Source organism: Pantoea rodasii (assembly GCF_002095465.1).
In the GTDB taxonomy this organism is placed as follows: Bacteria; Pseudomonadota; Gammaproteobacteria; order Enterobacterales; family Enterobacteriaceae; genus Pantoea; species Pantoea rodasii.
The window spans coordinates 37,064-53,840 of sequence record NZ_MLFP01000006.1; the positions used below are offsets into that span (position 1 = coordinate 37,064).

Here is a 16,777-nt window from a genome sequence, read left to right on the forward strand (position 1 = left end):
GTCTGCAAGGCGGGTTAAGACTGACTTGAAAAAAATCCGCCGTATCGGACTACGGCGGCAGATGTCACACACAGGGTTGTCAGCTATTAATGCTGCTCGTTAGTCATGGAATATGCCCGAAGGCACATTACCAGTGCGGGGTGAATTGTATACCTTTCTGAATATGTTGCCGGGATTTGACGGAAACTTTTGGAAATAATGACAAATACCAGACATAACTTAAGTAAATGGCGCGCAATGAATACATAACCCATTGTCAATACTGAAGTATCCGATCTTTCGTTTGATTAACTATCTGCATTACTTGAAGTCAAATTGGTCGAAAATTAGAGTGGCTGGGACTACACTTTACTGCGTTAAGTCAAATTCAAAAGACGAAAGCGGAGAGGACGATGAAAGATGACATGGCGGGTGAATGTGAGATTCGGATAAAACGACTGGCAGGAATTTATCAGATGGGTGACGACTACCAGCAGACCAAGGCAGCAATTAATTCAACCTTAGCGGACTTCAATCATAGACTTGGGAAAGATGTATCTGTACGCATTATGGTATGGAGTGAATTGCATGCTTCCCTGAAAAATTCCCTAATAATTTCAGCCGACTCTCGTTGGATAGAAGCAATACGCTACGCGATTTCCCGGGTTAAGACTTTCAAGCAGAATGCAATGGCATCTCACGCTGCCTGGGTGGCTTCCCATGCCTGAGCTGCAGATTAAAAAATATTCCACTCTCCGAGAGCGAATCGGAGCCGCTTGAAAGGAAAGAGCCGGATTGCAATTCTACTCTAGCGAGCCGTGGCGTATTACTTAAAAATCATCCCAAATAAACTTTGAAGACTAAAAACAATCAATGGAGAAATTGTGGCACAGTTTGAAAGGATGTTAGTTATCCTTTCTATTTTCTGATAAGCAGTCTCCTTATCGCTATCTTTTAGCTCTTCAAGCATCGATAAGACTTCATGTTTTTTGCTATCAGAAAGTTCGGGGTCAACAAGTGCTTCGACCTGATTTTTTATGTCATCTAGTACTTTTAATGCCTCAATATTGTAACTGCTGTTTCCTTTGACCAAAGCAGCGGTAACGTCCTCCAAATGTACAGCGGTATCGAATCCATAACTTTTATTACCCGTAATAACTATGTCTTGACCGCCAATTACACGTATTGCTGTAGATTTATCGTCTTTCATATCAGGTCCATAGGTAGATTAATGGCACTCAACGACAAGCAAAAATGTTCTGTCGCGATTACCTCATTATTTATAAATAGAAATCCCTCTCAGGCGCTCGGATTGTCAATTTAATACTATGGTCAGCTTCATTGAAGTAGGATTTGTAGATTCCAACTTGAATTTAAAAAGTGCCATCGAAAACGGAATAAAGAAGCGTTGCCAGATTGGGGTTGGGTATTCGCTAACATTCGTTACTGCATAGCCATGCTTTCGAGCAAGGCGGTAGAATGAGCCCATCCTTTTGTCATTGATCAGATGAGATTCCATAGTGGCACTTCTATAACCATTCATTTTAAGATGCTCAAGGCAACGTTCAAGGGATGTAACCACTTTGTGCGCACCTGCTTTTTTTCTTGGAGTTCCGAAAATTGCTAAATGCAACGTCACATCCTTATGGCGCTTGTCTACATAGAAAAAGCGACCATGCATGCCATGAGTGCGAAGACTTAGAGCAATCACACCAGCTAAGAAAACCACTAAAAACGATTCAATGTAAATAAAATAATCCATATCCCCCCCCTGAGTGCTAACTATTTAATCGGTTAGTCCCTAAAAAACTTTATACAGAAAAAATATGGCATCACCAGATTGGGAGGCCATCGAATCGGCTTACCGGGCTGGTTTGATGTCTATCCGCGAAATAGCTTCACAACATGGCATTACTCACGGTGCCATTAACAAGCGTGCCAAACGCGATGGATGGGAGCGCGACCTAAAGGCGAAGATAAAAGCCAAGGCAGATGCGTTGGTATCCAAACGTGAGGTATCCAGACAGGTATCCACTGAAACGGCTACCAACGAACGGATACTGATTGAGGCCAACGCAGAGGTAATAGCCAGCGTCCGCATGGAGCATCGCGGAGACATTCGCCGCGCTCGCAACATTGCCAACTCACTATTTAATGAACTAGAAGCGGAATGCGCCGACGTGCCAGCGCTTCAGCAGTTGGGCGACTTGATGTATCAGCCCGACGACAAGGGCTATGACAAGCTCAACGAGATTTATCACAAGGTCATCAGCATGCCGGGCCGAGTGAAGTCGATGAAAGATTTATCCGACACCCTCAAAACGCTGATTGGCCTAGAGAGACAGGCTTACGATATCGACGGACCAACCGGCGACGAGTCAACGAAGAAACTTTCCGATCTGATGGATGATTTAGCCAAGGGGTAACCATGAAGCCAGAACACCTCGCGCTTCTGCGTGACAAGCTCTGGCGACTGAACAACCTCTACTGGATCACCAGCAAAGAAGGTAAGCCAGTCCGGTTCAAAATGACGCCGGAGCAGCTTGAATACTTCAATGGCATGCACACCCGCAATATCATCCTCAAAGCGCGCCAGCTTGGCTTTACTACCGAAGTCTGCATTATCCAGTTGGATGCAGCCTTGTTCGAGGCTGCGAAGTGTGCGCTGATCGCCCACACGCTGAATGACGCTAAGCGCCTGTTTCGCGAAAAGGTGAAGTATGCCTATGACCTACTGCCAGCGGAAATCAGAGCGGCAAATCCTGCGAACAATGACTCAGCTGGCGAACTGGTTTTCAAGAAGGGCGGATCACTCTACGTAAGCACGTCATTCCGTGGCGGGACGCTGCGTTTCCTGCACGTGTCAGAGTTTGGGAAGATATGCGCCAAATTTCCTGATAAAGCTCGCGAGATTGTCACTGGTGCCTTTGAGGCGGTATCAAGCGATTGTTTCACCACCATCGAAAGCACAGCTGAAGGTCGCGCCAGTTACTTCTTCGATTACTGCCACACAGCAGAGAAAGCTCAGCTGCAGGGTAAGCAGCTATCAAACCTCGACTGGAAGTTTTTCTTCTTCTCTTGGTGGAAGAATCCTCTTTATGCAATAGACCCGGTAGAGGGGTTAACTCAGCGCCTGGTTGATTACTTCGATGAGATAGAAGCCAAGCACGGAGTCATCCTCAACGAGCGCCAGAAAGCCTGGTACTACGCCAAAGAGAAGACGCTCGGCGATGACATGAAGCGCGAGTATCCAACGATACCCGCTGAAGCATTCCAGCAATCTGTCGAGGGCGCGTACTACGCAAAGCAGTTTCGCTGGCTCTACACCAACAAACGCATTGGCACCTTGCCTGATAACTCACACCTGCCGGTTCACACGTTCTGGGATATCGGCGTGGGTGACTCAACGGCTATCTGGTTCGTACGCGAAGTTGGCGAGGAATTTCACGTCATCGACTATTACGAGAACAGCGGTGAAGGTCTGCGCCATTACATGAAGGTGCTGAAAGATCGTGGCTATGAGTACGGTGAGCACTGGGGGCCGCACGATATCGAAAACCGTGAGTTTGGATCAGATGCCAAATCCCGCAAAGAGTTGGCGCGTGAAGGATACGAAATCGACGGTCAGACATATTCCATGACATTCAAAGTTGTGCCGAAAACTGGGGTTGATACCGGCATTGAGTCCGTGCGTGAAATCCTGCCTAAGTGCGTATTCGACGAAGAGAAGTGCTCAGAAGGCATCACCCATCTCGAAGGCTATCGCAAAGAGTGGGACGACAAACGCGGCTGCTGGAAAGACAAGCCACTTCACGATCACACATCACACGGCTCCGATGGGTTCCGCTACTTCGCTGTTGCGAAGAACAACCATAAGTCAGTCGGCGCAATTTTCTTCTAAGGAGCACCAGTGAGTGAATTAAAACCGGGGAGAGCTTCCTCGTAAACGCGCTGGCCGCTACCGTGGGGCGTCTGCGCTCCCTTTATTCCGGGGTTAATGGCAATACCAAACGAACTAAATTATGGGATGAGTTCGGCTATCCCGATCAGATTGGGTTTGATCAGTATTACCGCGCCTACGAACGTAACGCTGTGGCTCACGCGGCGGTGCATAAGCTGCTGGACAGTTGCTGGGTAGATCATCCAACCATCATCGATGGCGATGAAGCAAAAGAGTCTACCAAAACCACCGCCTGGGAAACGCTGGTCACCAAGGTGCTGAAGAAGCACTGGCCGAAAATTAAGGATGCGGATCGTCGTAACCTCATTGGCCGGTACTCGGCAATTCTCATCCAGTTTAGGGATGGTCGTGAGTGGAGCCAGCCGGTAGACCGCAACGTTGTAGCAAAGCTCAAAGAAAAAGCCATTGTTAAGCTAATCCCCGCATGGGAATCGCAGGTAAAGCCTGGCAACTTCGATACTGACACGATGTCGGAAACCTATAGCCAGCCGCTCAGTTATAACTTCAACGAGCAGCCAGTGGGCGACGATGGCACCTATGGCGTTGTGCGCGGCGTCACGGTGCACCCTGAGCGGATCATCATACTGAGTGAAGGCTCAGAAGATGAGAACATGCTATCAGGCGTGCCTTTCTTACGCGCTGGCTACAACAAACTTCTCGATCTGGAGAAGGTCTCCGGGGGCAGCTCTGAAGGCTTCCTGAAAAACGCCAGCCGCCAGCTCGGCATCGCATTCGATTCTCAGACCGATATGGCTACCATTGCCGCCCAGGCTAAAGAAGCTGGATACGCCAATATCGGCGAGGCGATGAATGAGAAAATGCAGAAGCTCAATCGAGGCACTGATTCAGCTCTGGTAACTCAGTCGGGCACTACGTCAGTACTCTCTGTGGCCGCCGCCGATCCGCAGCCGACATGGACAGTCACCGCCAACGAGTTCGCAGCATCAATTCAATGTCCGTTCACCATTCAGTTTGGGCAGCAGACCGGGCGCCTTGCTTCTGATGAAGATAAAGCCGATTGGGCGAAGCGCTGCAATGGCCGCCGCTGGGGATTCATGACCGCAGTGGTAACAACGCTGCTTGAGCGTCTATGGACGATTGGCGTAATTGACCCGCCATCATCCGGCGAAGTCACACTGGCCTGGTCTGACTTACTCGCTCCAAGCGAGAAAGAGAAGATCGCCAACATGCAGGCAATGGCAGATGTGGCACAGAAAACACAGGCAGCTTACGGCACCCCGGCGATTGAACAGAACGAGATTCGAGCTGTAGGAGAACTGGAGCCGCTGCCAGAAAACGAATTGCCGCCAACGGTGCCACCGGGAGACCCGCTAAGTGACGACCCTACAGCTAATCCGGACGCCGGTAATACCCCGCAACAAGGCAGATCCGACACAGTCCGCCAGACCAGTTAACAGGATGTTCCGCGACATCGACAACCTCTACTACCGCATCAAGGTTGCGTTAAAGCAATTGTTCGATGAGCAACTTACTGGCCGGGAGCGTGGCACTAACCGACAGTTGCATGCGGTGCACGGCAATGTCATCTACCAGGTGAATTCCAGCGCATATGTCTACGACATGTCCGCAACACAACTGGCCGACCTACTGCAGCGCGTTCAAATCATCCTCGATGATGCATTGCTTGAAGGTGGCAGCAGCAATCTGTGGGCGCTGAGCTATGTTTCTGACGAATATGAGCGTGGCACGCATCAGGCATTCACGAACCTATCCGTACAGTCGCCGATTTACGAGCAGCAGACCACGCTGGCACAACTGCTCAGCAGTCCTGCTTATCAGAATCAGGTAGCAGCGGCCTACGTCTCAACCTATAGCGACTGGCTTCTGGAATCCGACAGGGCTCGTGGTGACCTCGCTAACGTGATTTCAGATGCGATTGGCCGGGGCATAAATCCACGAGAAACGGCGCGGATCATCAGCAAGCGGCTTGATGTATCGATGGCGAGAGCCAAGAACATGGCGCAGACCGAGCAGGTTGGCGCTTTGCGGGAGGCTCAATGGAATGAAACAGAATGGTCTAAGGAACGGCTTGGCCTCAATACTGCGTTACTGCACCTTTCAGCCCTAAAGCCAACCACGCGAACAACTCATGCTTTCTGGCATGGGAAAACACGCACTGTTGACGAGGTGCGTGAGTGGTATAGCCGTGACGGCAACCGCTATCACTGCTACTGCAGCCAGATACCGGTCATCCTCGATGATGACGGCAAGATAGTGAATACCGGCCTTGTTGAGAGGCTGATCAAAGAGCGCAAGGAGTGGCAGCAGGCCGCTTAACCTATCACCCCCATGAGGACACAGCATGAAGCGCAACCGCGTCAACGTGCTGACCGTCGTCAACTCCGCTTCAAACATCACCACTGAAACCATCGACGGCAAGCCACATATTGTGGTTCGCGGAATCACGCCCGTTGTCGATGACATTGTGATGAACCGGAAGTTGTACCCGGCAGCAGAAATTGAGAAGGCGTTTAACACGCTTGAGCGAAATCCAATGCCATTCGGCCACCCAAAGGTGGACGGCAAGCACGTATCGGCCCGCGATGTCCGCGCAGTAAACAACTATCACGTTGGCGCATGGCTACAGAACGTCAGCCACGTTGATGGCAAAGTCACTGGCGACATGTACGTTGACCGCCGCTATGCCGAAGGCAGTGACAATGGCAAGCGACTGATCAACCGCCTGGACGAAATGGCATCCAAAGCCAATGTGGACCCAATTCACATCTCTACCGGCCTGCTTTATTCCGGCATCGCTGCAAATGGTGAATCGAAGGGCAAAAAATACAACGAAATCGCCACGAACATGATGTTCGACCATGTTGCGGTGCTGCTCGACGAGCCGGGCGCCGGAACACCAGATGAAGGCGTGGGCATCTTCGTTAACTCCGATGGCTCGGAGCAGGAACTTGAAGTCGTCAACCTGTCGGAAGGCCAATCACCCGACACAGATTCCCCGCATGACCCTGCACTCAAATCATTTTTTACTCAGCTAAAGGCGTTTTTCAGCGCCAACAGCAATTTCGTCAAAGAGGAAGCAAACCCGATGAAAGAACTCATCACCAATGCGCTGAAAGCGAAAGGTATCGACGTTGAAGGTAAGTCCGATGCTGAGCTGATGGACGCTTACAACCAGATGGCCGCCGATGATGCGACAGCGAAAGCTGCAGCTGATGAAAAGGCCAAGAAAGATAAAGAAGAGGCTGACCGCAAAGCCAAAGAAACCGCCACCAACAGCGAAGAAGCCCCGGCATGGTTCAAGCCCTTCGCCGAAAAACTGAGCACCATTGAAAACGGCATGGTCGTTAACTCTGACAAAGAAAAAAGTGAAAAGCGCGCTGCGGTTAAAGCCAAGTTCCAGCTCGACGATCTGGCTGTTAATGCCCTCGACGGCGCTGCTCTTGATGGCTTCTACGCACAGTGCCAGTCAACCACGGGTCTGAACGGCGGTCTGCGTCAGGTAAACAACACCAATTCATTCAGCGAAATGCCGGAGTAAGAAATGGCTAAAGATGGAAAGCACGTCATCCATGCGGGTGGCATTTTTGCTAATCCGCAACTTCATCGTGAAGGCGCCGCGGCGGCTGACACTCAACCCGGCACCATTGGCTTCTTCGATAACACCACGAAAAAGTTCACTGCCTCGGTAGATGGTAACGAAGAGGCGATCCTATATGTGGCTAACTATGACTATCTGCGCTGCAAAACGGTAGATGACAAGATTGCCGCGGGCGATTGGGTTGTAGCGATGCACCCAACGCCTGGTGTTTTCTTCAACGTGCCGGCCGCGACTGGCACCTACACCAAGGGCCAACCGCTGTCGATCGCCAATGGTCGCGTAAAAGCGTTAGCTGCTGATGAATCTATCCGCGCATTCGTGGAAGAAGACCGTTCAACCACCATCGCGACTGCAGGCGATCTCCTGCGCGTTGTCATTAAGTAAGGAGCACCGAATGTTTGTATTCTCCACCCGAATGGCAACTGAGACGCGCAACCTTGAGGCAAACACTGCTCAGTTCCGCGAACTGGAGTTTGCCCGTAATGCCAGCGCTCAGGCTGCTGCTGACTTCATCGCCCGCACCCGTGTACGTGGTGAAGCGGCCAATGCTCCGCAACTGGATGCAGTCAACGCAGTCGACGATATTCGTCGCCTGTACCGCGCTTATGATCAGACCGTTCTGGCTGAGTTCGAGCCAAACACTGAGTTCACGCTGCTTAACGACCTTATGCCGCTGTCTCGCTCAGTTCGCCTGGAAGAGTCAGTGTATGAGTACGCTCGCACCGGCGGTCGCGGCTGGGCTCACACTTCCATGTCCGGCCAGATTGGTGCGGCACTTGATGCGAAGTCCTACACCTTCGACGGCACCATGGTTCCTATCCATGATTCTGGCTTCAAGTTCAACTGGCGTGATCCGGTCTTCAACAAAGGCTCCGCACTTTCATCACTGGCCGATGCTCAGGCTGGCTCGGTGAATGATGTGCGTCGTCAGTATGTTGACTACATCTGGGAAGGCTTCCGTGACGCAGCGGGGAACTTCATCAGCTTCGACGGTAAAACATGGAAGGGCCTTCGCCATGACGAGCGCGTTGCTCAGGTGACGCTGGCTGTCAACTTTGCGACCAGCACCGATGTTAAAGCGATGCGTGCAGGTGCGATTGCGCTGCGTGATGTACTGAAGCTGCAAAACATGCAGTACGGTCAGCAGACCTGGTACGTTTCAAGCGAAATCATGTCGAACTGGGAACAGTATTTCGATGTGAACTCTCTGCGAACCGTGCTGGAAGAAATTGCGAAACTGGCTGGTATCTCGGCTATCAAAGAAGATTCCGAACTGTCAGGCAATGAAATCGTGATTGTTCCGCTGGCGGCCGGTGTTATCGCCCCAATCGTAGGTCAGGCTTTCGGCACTGTTGCCGATCCGCGCCAGTTCTACAACAGCGATTACATCTGGCGCACATGGGGTGCTGCTGGCCTCATGGTTAAGCAGGACATCAACGGCCACTTCTCTGTCATCCACGCCTCGAGCTAAGGAAACATCATGGCACTCGTAAAGATCATCGCAGCAAACCTCTTTGCCGGTGCCAACTTCCAGAAACTGGAGGTTGGTAAGGTTTATGACGTGGACAGCGCGATCGCTGAAAAGTGGGTCGAGCAAGGCAAGGCTGAGACATCCAAAGAGAAGGCCAGTGATAAACTGGTATTCGAAGTGGCCACGCCTTCAGCGCCGGTTAGCACTGACTCTTCTGCGCTTCAGGATCAACTGAACGTCGCGCTGGAGCAGCTGAAAACTGCTCAGACCGATGCAGAGGCGAAGGATGTGGCGCATGCAGCCGCGCTGGAGCAGCTGAAAACGGATCACGCCACTGAACTGGAAGCCGAGAAAGCCCGAGCTGATAAAGCTGAAGCTGACCTGGTGGAAGCAACCAAGAAGGCGAAATAACCATGGCAGCCCAAATCACGCTGGATGACGTAAAACCGCTGATGGCTGAATTGGGATTCACGGTTCCTGATGCTGTCCTGCAGTTACTTCTCGACCAGGTAAATGCCACGTCTGCATGCATGGACGGGGCGGGCTACTCCGAAAGCCTGCAGAAGCTCATGCTTATCTATGCAGCCGCGAGACTGGCCGCCCTGTCCGGTGCCAGAAAGATTGCTTCTCAGTCTGCTCCGTCTGGCGCTTCACGCTCGTTCACCTACGACAGCTCCGGTACGGATTACCTGTATAGGCAGTTGCTGTCATGGGATACGAACGGCTGTCTTGGTGGCCTGCCTCTTTCTGGCGTGTCGGTTGGCTTCTTCGAAGTTGTCGGGGGCTGCTGATGAACTGGCAACCCCCATCATCACCGCCGAAACCTTACGATCGCGTCTGGCTTAAAACGTCCACTGGCCGGGAAACAACCGGCTACTTCAACAGCGGCGGTGAGTGGGTGTTCAACTGCAGACGTGTTGCCGCTGAAAAGCCCATTGTACTTGGCTGGAGGGCGTGAAATGTCATCATTAGCGAGCTGGTCTTACACGGCTCAGGCGACCGTCTGGCGCACACTCGGGCTGAATGAGTATGGCGATTCGCTTGGATGGTCGGAGCCGTTAGTCATCGCCTGTGATTATCAGGGCGGCCTGTCTAAACGCCTCGGCGCTATCGGTGTAGAAAAGGTCGTTAAAAACACCATCTGGACTGAATATGCGCTGGCTACCCCTGGCGACTACATCCTGATCGGCGCATCGGCTGAGCCTGACCCCATGGTTGCGGGCGCTGACGAAATCATACAGTCAATTCAGTACGCCGATACGTTCGAGCGTACTGCTGATGACTGGGCGATCATCACGGGAGTGTGACCATGGGCATCAAAATACGTGGAGTTGAGCAGGCTAAGAGAAACCTTGATGCAGTCATCAATGATATTCAGGGGCGGAGGGTTTTGCGAGCCATCCAGAGCGTGCTGATCATCGGTTCGTCTCAGGCGGCACTCTACACGCCAATCGACACATCAACGCTGCTAAATAGCCAGTACCGTGAGGTGACTGCGAGCGGAACACGCATTGTTGGTCGCGTAGGTTATTCGGCCAACTATGCCGTCTACGTTCACGACCCTAATATCCCGCAAAACTTCAGGCGCTCAACCGCTCAGAAAGAGTTTCTGTCCAAAGGCTTTGAGGATTCGCGCGATGCCATCAGTGCAGCGATCAAAAGGGAGATGGTGCTTTGAATCCTCCAATGCATACGCGCGTGCGTAATTACATGGTGGATGCAGGTCTAACGGACGGGTTTAAAACGCAGTTGCTTGTCTGGTATGACACAGGCACAGAATCGGATAAGTTCATGGTATTTCGCCCAAATGGTGGTAGCGCGGTACGCAGCCAGCTTGGTGCTGAATATTATGTCCTTCTGGATGTGGTCGGTGCCAAAGGCGGCAACGGTGTAGTTGATGAAGTGGTTCAGTCCATCATCTCCTACGTCCAGCAAAACCCCATGTCTGACAACTGTATCGGCTATCTGCAAAACCTTGGTGGCATACCTGCTCCCGTTCTCACCACCGAAGGCCGTCTGGTCTATCGACTTCAGTTTGTTGCCACTTTCGGCAGCTCCTAAAACGTTAAAGAGGAATTAAACATGGCTGAATGCCAGAACAGCAACGAACGTTTGTTCGGTGGCGCCGTTGTGCTTGAAGTTGCCGATGGCTGCAGCGATGTGCTGCCGCAGGAATCGGAATGGAAAGCACTGGCGGCAGGTACAACAAAAGGTTTCGACTTCAGCCCGAATAGTGTCACCAGTGATGCTGATGACGGCAAGGGATATGTTGAAACTATCGTAACCAACTCGGATTTCACCATTAGTTTTGAGGGTGAAGTTCGTAAGAAGGACAAGCTTGATCAATATGGCGTTGGTCGTTTGATTAAGTATTACCATACTGAAATCTCCAACCGCCGACAGCCTGGTATTTGGGTTCGTCTGGAATACGGTCCAATCACGTTCATTGGTTACATGAACATCACTGCTCTTAGCTCTAGCGGTGGGACCAACGATATTGTGCCAATCACCACTGAGTTTAAGGTGGGTGATGCCAGTACCATTCAGGTGATCGACACCGACGAGACCATTCCAGCAACTGGTGTAACTGTTGCACCGGCGACAGCATCGCTCGCCGTTGGAGCTACGCGCCAATTAACGGGCGCAGTCCAGCCAACAGATGCAACCGACCGCACCGGAACCTGGACAACTTCAGATGCTACTAAGGCCACCGTGAGCAATACAGGCCTTGTCACTGCGGTGGCAGCGGGTAGTGTGACGATCACCTTCACATCTACCGATGGCAGTTTCACCGCCAATTGCGCAGTAACGGTTACCGCTTCGTAACCATTCCAAGGGGTAGCGTGCTGCCCCTGATAATGCTTATGGAGACCATATGACACCATACAAAGAGATTGGCGAGTGCCTGGTCTCAATGGGCGACCATGATTACTTTTTCCGTCCATCTTTCGCAAATATGATGCGTATTGGCGATCCGGAATCGATAGTTCAGGCCTTTTATGACCTGCATAACGACGAGTATACGTCCCTTATTCGGCGCTCTGTCGCGGCTTATGGCGGCATCCCTCAGTGGTTGATGACGTACATTGGCAGGCCGCAATTTAATAAGCCTGTGATTTATTCGGCTATGAATGTGCTTTCCGCATGCTGTGATGACAATGTCAGCTCATTGGTTGGTGAGTTGCGCCCGGGACGCACTGGCCGCTGGTCTTTTGTTTACCGTAAGGGCGCCATGCCATTGACGGATATGGTACTGATCGCACAGTCGCTCATTCAGCACGGCATAATCGGTAAGGCTAAGGTGAGAAAGCTGCAGCGTCACGAGGGGGGCGAGTCCACGACAGGATTCAACGCCTTTGAATACATCAGCGCCGCGCGTACCGGACTAGAGTTATCCTGCGATGAGGCTGAAAAGCTCACAATGACTGAGTTCCAGATGCTGCTGGCTGCCAAGTTCCCGGACCAGAAGGGCTTCACTAAAGAAGAGTATGACGCGGTGGCTGATGACTATTTCGAAAGGAAAGCCAGGAGGCTAGGAAAGGCGGCATGAACAATAAAGGCCGCATTTTTAAGTGCGACCTTCGAATGGATTTCCGTTAATTAATTACTTAGGCATTCACACTTAAGCACGCCATAAGGGATCCCGCTTTATCGAACTCATTAGCCATATATTACCGCGAGTAATGCTAATATAGCTGGAATTGCCTTAGCTGAAATCGTGAAGAAAATGTGGTATTTGGTTTTCTTATTCAATTTAGAGAGGTCATATCCAATCCAAATCACAGCCAGAGCTAACCCAACGTAAGCTAATGATAACTTCAGGTCGTTTTTGTTCAAAATTGCTGCATTGAGCGCTGCTGCGTAAGGAATGCCAAATAAAAATGACAGAATTATTTCCAGACACATTTTATTATCACTAGGGTGGTGCAAGGGTGATGTTGTCAAATCTTTTGGTGCCATAGGGGGCGAGGGAGGTGAAAGCGGAGGGGTTGTTAACTTAGATTGATTTTTGGTCGTGGTTTCCAATTTTTAACTCCTTTTAAATAGTAAAAAATTCAGTAGCTTAAAATACCATTTAGCTCTTTTAATAAGAGCATATTCTGTCTTTTCATCTAGCCTACCCTTCCTTTATGCTCAACGCTACCCTGATAGATGATCAGTGCTTATGATTCTCATCACTCAACAACAAACTGAGTGAACTCTTGGGCGCTATTGCCCAGTCCAAAACTGCGCAGCTCCTGAAGTATTTCTTGTCTTTTTTCGGGTGGCAATTTAGCGATTATCAGACCGATAACCATCTTTAGTTGAACAATTTCAACCTGTGCATCGTCCATATCATCCAGGATGCATTCAAGTTGTATGCGTTTATTGATCGCTGGCATGGTTTCTACTCATTAATTATTCGTTAGAGACAAAATACCTTGATCAGCAAGTTTAGAGCAACTCAACGTCCAGGCTTTTGAACCATCCGGCGACTACGCAGAACAAGTATTTATCACAGCATGTCCTGGGACTAATGGGCACAACCTATAGCATCATCGAACAATTACAGCGCCCCCAAATCATAGATGCACTCAGGGGATGATAACCCCTAACTAAAAGTGACTGACCCGCCTCAAGCGGGTTTTTTATTGTCCGGAGATCGTGATGTCAGAAAAAGTCGGAGACATTTACTACGAGGTTGGCGCTGACATTGCCCCGCTTCTGCAGGGATCATCACAGGCCAACGCCGCGCTTGATGCCATGGGAAAAGGTGCTGACAAAGCATCAGGTAACATGGATGGGCTTGAGCGTTCCGCATCAAAAACCGGCAAAGCCGTGGCCCGCGCCGCTGACGATGCCAGCCAGGCAGCGAAGATTATGGAGCGCCTCGGTAATGAAATCGCGGTGCTGGAAGAGGCCAGCCAGAATGGAGCCCGCAGTGCCACTGTCCTGGCTGCACAATTGATAGCAGCAGGTGATGCATCTGAAGCGCAGACAAAAGAAATTGGTAATCTTGCTGGTAAGCTTTTCGACGTTAAAGAAGCAGCTGCAGAGTCAGCGAAGTCAGTTGCAGCAAATACAGCGGCAATGCAGCGCGCTCAGTCAGCCATAGCATCACTGGAAAGCGACGTATCGGTGTTTAGCACTGAGATGGAGTCAGGATCACGTAGTGCGGCTATCCTCGCAGCACAGTTAAAAGCGGGCGAAGGCGCAACGCAGGACCAAAAGAATCGCATTAGCGAACTAACCGGCAAGCTTTACGACATGAAGGCAGCCCAGGATGCGTCAGCGCGCGCCACTATGCTCGCATCCAAGCAGGCGGCACAGCAGGCTAATGATGCGGCAAAACTACGCTCGCTGTCTTCCAGCCTCACTCAGCAGATCGCAATCCTCACTGAACAGCAGAAGAATGGTGCACGAAGCGCGGCGATGCTGGCGGCACGTTTACAGGCCGGTTCCACAGCGACAGCGACACAGCGTAAAGAAATCGGGGAGTTGGCCGGAAAACTTTATGACCTGAAACAGGCACAAGATCAGGCTAATACTGCTCAGCAGAAATCTACCGGCATTATGGGCGGGCTGAAAACCGGGCTGACAGCAATAGCGTCTGTTATCGCAATCTCTCAGTTGGTTCAGTACGGCAAACAGTTCCTTGAAATTGCAGACACAATGACGCAGCTGCAGGCACGCATTGATCGACTGTCATCAAGCGCGAAAGAGGGCGCAGAGACATTTCAGGCGCTTTCATCTATCGCGTCTGCATCAGGTTCCAGCCTGAAGGACACAGAGAAGCTTTGGGAAACACTCACCTCATCCCTGAAGAGCGCTGGAGCAAGCAACGCGCAGATCCTCACACTGACAGATACCCTCCAGAAAATTGGGCGCATTGGTGGCTCATCTACTGCAGAAATGGCTAACGCTTTACGCCAGTTTGGGCAGTCAATTGCAGGCGGAACGGTACGCGCGGAGGAATTTAACTCCATCATCGAGCAGATGCCTGAGTTAGCGCGCCAGATGGCGGCAGGACTTGGCATCTCTGTGGGCGAACTGCGCAAGCGCATGCTTGAGGGCAAACTATCAGCAGAAGATGCGCTCAATGCCATCATGACGCAGACAGGGCTGGTGAATCAGGAGTTCTCCAAGCTTCCTCGCACCGTGGATCAGGCAACAAACAGCCTGACGATTTCATTCCAGGAATTGGTTAAGCAGATAAATGATACCACCGGCGCAAGCACCGGCATGGTTCATGTCATCGACTCAATCACTGCAGCAATCGACAGGCTTGCAGGCCGGGTGCCAAACGCGACACAGCAGATTTCAGACCTGAACAGCACTGCTGACATGTTTGCCCGTCGCGCAAGAACTTACTCGTTTCTTGGTCTTGATGGCTGGGCAGCACAGGCAGAGGGAATCAACGCAGTCAGTAATAAGGCTGCAGCGCTTGTAGGAGATTTGGCAGCAATCTCAAAAGCCAATGCTTCGGCAAGTAACCAACCGATAAAGATAGATGGCGCAGGGGCCGCAGACGAACTCAGCAAACTTGAAAAGTCCACGAAGCGAAAACTGGAGTTATCCAGGTTAGAGGGCGAAGCACGCGCAAGACTGCAGGCGCAATATGATGCGGAAGATGCTGGTATCACAGACAGCAAGCGCATTAAGGCACTTCAAGACGAATATGCCGCGACAGAAAAGAATACCAGCGCGCGAAAATCCTCAGCAGCGGAAGGTAAAAAAGCTTCATCGCAGGCTGAATCAGATGCGCAAAAGTTGGAGGTTCTTCGTCAGAAGTCTGATCAGGTTGCGGACTCAACTAAAGAGCTTTCTCGTTCACAAGCCATTCTGCAGGCACAACAATCCCTGAGCAAAAGCGCTACCGATGCTCAGATTCTTCAGGCAGGAGAGTATGCGGCCAAGATATGGGACCAGAATAACGCCCTCAAGCAACAGGCACAGATCAAACAGGGTCAAAACTTTGCAAATCAGGAGGTGGCAGCTGGTAAGGCATCAGTTAACCCGCTTACTGGCGAAGCTGTTGATCCTGTTGCTCAGATTGACCAGCAAGAACAGAAAAAACTCGCAGCACTCGCAAACTATCAAGCCATTGACCTTCAAAATGCTCAATTGTATGAAGATGCGAAAACTTCTATTCAGCAACAGGCGGCCAATGCTCGCGAGCAAATTGCGATAACTGAAAGGCAGACCTACCAACAGAATATGAGCAATTTGCTTGGCGCCACATCTGACTCTGTCGGTGCAGTAGCAGATGCCATTGGGCAGGCTGCTGGTAAGTCTAGCGCTGCTTACCAAGCCATGTTCGCCATAAGCAAAGGATTCGCAGTTGCTCAGGCAGCACTTAACTTACAAACAGCCATAGGCAATGCAATGGCGCTTCCATATCCTGCAAACATTCCCGCAATTGCTCAGGCAGTTGCAGCTGGGGGGCAGATGGTCAGTGCAATTAGCAGTATTTCCTACGGCGGCGGCCGAGAAAAAGGTGGGCCCGTTGACGGAAACAGTATCTACCGGGTAGGTGAAGGCGGTAAGCCAGAAATCTTCAAGGCCAGCAATGGAAACCAGTACATGATCCCCGGCGATAACGGGTCGGTGATCAGCAATAAGGATATTGGCGGTTCGAGCGGTGGGGGCGGAGTGATTGAACAGCATAATTACTTCACCATCACTTCTGCTACCGGAGACCCTGAAGAGTTAACCAAACAGATTGCTCAAATCTCTTACCAACAGTCACTTCGAGCCATGAAAGATCAGCAACGCCCCGGCGGAATGCTGACACAGCGTAAATAGG

Annotated in this window: 21 protein-coding genes; 17 read left to right on the forward strand and 4 right to left on the reverse strand. The window is 51.1% G+C overall.

Annotation, left to right across the window (positions count from 1 at the left end):
- Positions 1-392 precede the first annotated feature (392 nt).
- A complete protein-coding gene (locus HA45_RS10400) occupies positions 393-707 on the forward strand; it encodes a hypothetical protein (RefSeq protein ID WP_100699977.1) in 315 nt (104 codons plus the stop codon).
- 98 nt (positions 708-805) lie between these two features.
- Here HA45_RS10400 and HA45_RS10405 read toward each other — a convergent pair whose 3' ends face one another.
- Together HA45_RS10405 and HA45_RS10410 are read right to left on the reverse strand one after the other, a co-directional pair.
- The gene (locus HA45_RS10405; protein WP_100699978.1) at positions 806-1,189 is read right to left on the reverse strand and encodes a hypothetical protein; all 384 of its coding nucleotides are present in this window, start codon (positions 1,187-1,189) and stop codon (positions 806-808) included.
- A gap of 105 nt (positions 1,190-1,294) precedes the next feature.
- On the reverse strand, positions 1,295-1,741 hold the full coding sequence (locus HA45_RS10410) for a hypothetical protein (protein WP_100699979.1): 447 nt from the start codon (positions 1,739-1,741) through the stop codon (positions 1,295-1,297).
- 64 nt (positions 1,742-1,805) lie between these two features.
- Here HA45_RS10410 and HA45_RS10415 point away from each other — a divergent pair, with 64 nt between their 5' ends.
- From HA45_RS10415 to HA45_RS10485, 15 genes are read left to right on the forward strand one after another with little or no spacing between them, the layout of a single operon-like run.
- Positions 1,806-2,405: a hypothetical protein gene (locus tag HA45_RS10415; protein WP_100699980.1), complete on the forward strand. Its 600-nt coding sequence runs from the start codon at positions 1,806-1,808 to the stop codon at positions 2,403-2,405.
- A gap of 2 nt (positions 2,406-2,407) precedes the next feature.
- On the forward strand, positions 2,408-3,880 hold the full coding sequence (locus tag HA45_RS10420) for a terminase large subunit (protein WP_100699981.1): 1,473 nt from the start codon (positions 2,408-2,410) through the stop codon (positions 3,878-3,880).
- Positions 3,881-3,897: 17 nt separating this feature from the next.
- Positions 3,898-5,355 carry a DUF1073 domain-containing protein gene (locus HA45_RS10425; protein ID WP_128598925.1) on the forward strand — a complete coding sequence of 486 codons (1,458 nt, stop codon included), beginning with the start codon at positions 3,898-3,900 and terminating at the stop codon, positions 5,353-5,355.
- A gap of 4 nt (positions 5,356-5,359) precedes the next feature.
- The gene (locus HA45_RS10430; RefSeq protein ID WP_100699983.1) at positions 5,360-6,238 is read left to right on the forward strand and encodes a phage minor head protein; all 879 of its coding nucleotides are present in this window, start codon (positions 5,360-5,362) and stop codon (positions 6,236-6,238) included.
- 25 nt (positions 6,239-6,263) lie between these two features.
- Entirely contained in the window at positions 6,264-7,460 is a 1,197-nt protein-coding gene (locus HA45_RS10435; protein ID WP_100699984.1) for a DUF2213 domain-containing protein, read from the forward strand.
- Positions 7,461-7,463: 3 nt separating this feature from the next.
- Positions 7,464-7,904, forward strand: coding sequence for a hypothetical protein (locus HA45_RS10440; RefSeq protein ID WP_100699985.1), 441 nt, complete (start codon positions 7,464-7,466; stop codon positions 7,902-7,904).
- Between the two features lie 10 nt (positions 7,905-7,914).
- Entirely contained in the window at positions 7,915-8,991 is a 1,077-nt protein-coding gene (locus HA45_RS10445) for a major capsid protein (protein WP_100699986.1), read from the forward strand.
- Between the two features lie 9 nt (positions 8,992-9,000).
- Positions 9,001-9,402, forward strand: a complete 402-nt coding sequence (locus HA45_RS10450; protein WP_100699987.1) for a hypothetical protein — start codon at positions 9,001-9,003, stop codon at positions 9,400-9,402.
- Between the two features lie 2 nt (positions 9,403-9,404).
- Positions 9,405-9,782 carry a DUF7370 family protein gene (locus tag HA45_RS10455; RefSeq protein WP_100699988.1) on the forward strand — a complete coding sequence of 126 codons (378 nt, stop codon included), beginning with the start codon at positions 9,405-9,407 and terminating at the stop codon, positions 9,780-9,782.
- Positions 9,782-9,949, forward strand: a complete 168-nt coding sequence (locus HA45_RS10460) for a 50S ribosomal protein L13 (protein ID WP_100699989.1) — start codon at positions 9,782-9,784, stop codon at positions 9,947-9,949. Before HA45_RS10455 ends, HA45_RS10460 begins: the two co-directional genes overlap by 1 nt.
- 1 nt (position 9,950) lies before the next feature.
- Positions 9,951-10,298 (forward strand): hypothetical protein, encoded by a 348-nt coding sequence (locus tag HA45_RS10465; protein ID WP_100699990.1) that lies wholly within the window; start codon positions 9,951-9,953, stop codon positions 10,296-10,298.
- 2 nt (positions 10,299-10,300) lie between these two features.
- Positions 10,301-10,669 carry a hypothetical protein gene (locus HA45_RS10470; RefSeq protein WP_100699991.1) on the forward strand — a complete coding sequence of 123 codons (369 nt, stop codon included), beginning with the start codon at positions 10,301-10,303 and terminating at the stop codon, positions 10,667-10,669.
- The gene (locus HA45_RS10475; RefSeq protein ID WP_100699992.1) at positions 10,666-11,052 is read left to right on the forward strand and encodes a phage tail termination protein; all 387 of its coding nucleotides are present in this window, start codon (positions 10,666-10,668) and stop codon (positions 11,050-11,052) included. Before HA45_RS10470 ends, HA45_RS10475 begins: the two co-directional genes overlap by 4 nt.
- Before the next feature lie 21 nt (positions 11,053-11,073).
- Positions 11,074-11,817, forward strand: coding sequence for an Ig-like domain-containing protein (locus HA45_RS10480; protein ID WP_100699993.1), 744 nt, complete (start codon positions 11,074-11,076; stop codon positions 11,815-11,817).
- A gap of 49 nt (positions 11,818-11,866) precedes the next feature.
- A complete protein-coding gene (locus HA45_RS10485; protein WP_100699994.1) occupies positions 11,867-12,541 on the forward strand; it encodes a DUF6246 family protein in 675 nt (224 codons plus the stop codon).
- A 110-nt stretch (positions 12,542-12,651) separates the two neighbouring features.
- Here HA45_RS10485 and HA45_RS10490 read toward each other — a convergent pair whose 3' ends face one another.
- Positions 12,652-13,017 (reverse strand): hypothetical protein, encoded by a 366-nt coding sequence (locus HA45_RS10490; RefSeq protein ID WP_128598926.1) that lies wholly within the window; start codon positions 13,015-13,017, stop codon positions 12,652-12,654.
- A gap of 149 nt (positions 13,018-13,166) precedes the next feature.
- Positions 13,167-13,373: a hypothetical protein gene (locus HA45_RS10495; RefSeq protein WP_039330924.1), complete on the reverse strand. Its 207-nt coding sequence runs from the start codon at positions 13,371-13,373 to the stop codon at positions 13,167-13,169.
- Positions 13,374-13,638: 265 nt separating this feature from the next.
- Between HA45_RS10495 and HA45_RS10500 the strand changes: the two genes are divergently transcribed.
- Positions 13,639-16,776, forward strand: coding sequence for a tape measure protein (locus HA45_RS10500; protein WP_100699996.1), 3,138 nt, complete (start codon positions 13,639-13,641; stop codon positions 16,774-16,776).
- Position 16,777: the final 1 nt, after the last annotated feature.

Excerpts from the sequence above, each read along its gene's own strand:
- HA45_RS10455 (WP_100699988.1), top strand. The coding sequence starts at position 9,405 with ATGGCAGCCCAAATCACGCTGGATGACGTAAAACCGCTGATGGCTGAA.
- HA45_RS10450 (WP_100699987.1), top strand. The coding sequence starts at position 9,001 with ATGGCACTCGTAAAGATCATCGCAGCAAACCTCTTTGCCGGTGCCAAC.
- HA45_RS10500 (WP_100699996.1), top strand. The coding sequence starts at position 13,639 with ATGTCAGAAAAAGTCGGAGACATTTACTACGAGGTTGGCGCTGACATT.
- HA45_RS10435 (WP_100699984.1), top strand. The coding sequence starts at position 6,264 with ATGAAGCGCAACCGCGTCAACGTGCTGACCGTCGTCAACTCCGCTTCA.
- HA45_RS10480 (WP_100699993.1), top strand. The coding sequence starts at position 11,074 with ATGGCTGAATGCCAGAACAGCAACGAACGTTTGTTCGGTGGCGCCGTT.
- HA45_RS10470 (WP_100699991.1), top strand. The coding sequence starts at position 10,301 with ATGGGCATCAAAATACGTGGAGTTGAGCAGGCTAAGAGAAACCTTGAT.
- HA45_RS10420 (WP_100699981.1), top strand. The coding sequence starts at position 2,408 with ATGAAGCCAGAACACCTCGCGCTTCTGCGTGACAAGCTCTGGCGACTG.
- HA45_RS10415 (WP_100699980.1), top strand. The coding sequence starts at position 1,806 with ATGGCATCACCAGATTGGGAGGCCATCGAATCGGCTTACCGGGCTGGT.
- HA45_RS10440 (WP_100699985.1), top strand. The coding sequence starts at position 7,464 with ATGGCTAAAGATGGAAAGCACGTCATCCATGCGGGTGGCATTTTTGCT.
- HA45_RS10445 (WP_100699986.1), top strand. The coding sequence starts at position 7,915 with ATGTTTGTATTCTCCACCCGAATGGCAACTGAGACGCGCAACCTTGAG.
- HA45_RS10430 (WP_100699983.1), top strand. The coding sequence starts at position 5,360 with ATGTTCCGCGACATCGACAACCTCTACTACCGCATCAAGGTTGCGTTA.
- HA45_RS10400 (WP_100699977.1), top strand. The coding sequence starts at position 393 with ATGAAAGATGACATGGCGGGTGAATGTGAGATTCGGATAAAACGACTG.
- HA45_RS10460 (WP_100699989.1), top strand. The coding sequence starts at position 9,782 with ATGAACTGGCAACCCCCATCATCACCGCCGAAACCTTACGATCGCGTC.
- HA45_RS10485 (WP_100699994.1), top strand. The coding sequence starts at position 11,867 with ATGACACCATACAAAGAGATTGGCGAGTGCCTGGTCTCAATGGGCGAC.
- HA45_RS10465 (WP_100699990.1), top strand. The coding sequence starts at position 9,951 with ATGTCATCATTAGCGAGCTGGTCTTACACGGCTCAGGCGACCGTCTGG.
- HA45_RS10405 (WP_100699978.1), bottom strand. The coding sequence starts at position 1,189 with ATGAAAGACGATAAATCTACAGCAATACGTGTAATTGGCGGTCAAGAC.
- HA45_RS10495 (WP_039330924.1), bottom strand. The coding sequence starts at position 13,373 with ATGCCAGCGATCAATAAACGCATACAACTTGAATGCATCCTGGATGAT.
- HA45_RS10410 (WP_100699979.1), bottom strand. The coding sequence starts at position 1,741 with ATGGATTATTTTATTTACATTGAATCGTTTTTAGTGGTTTTCTTAGCT.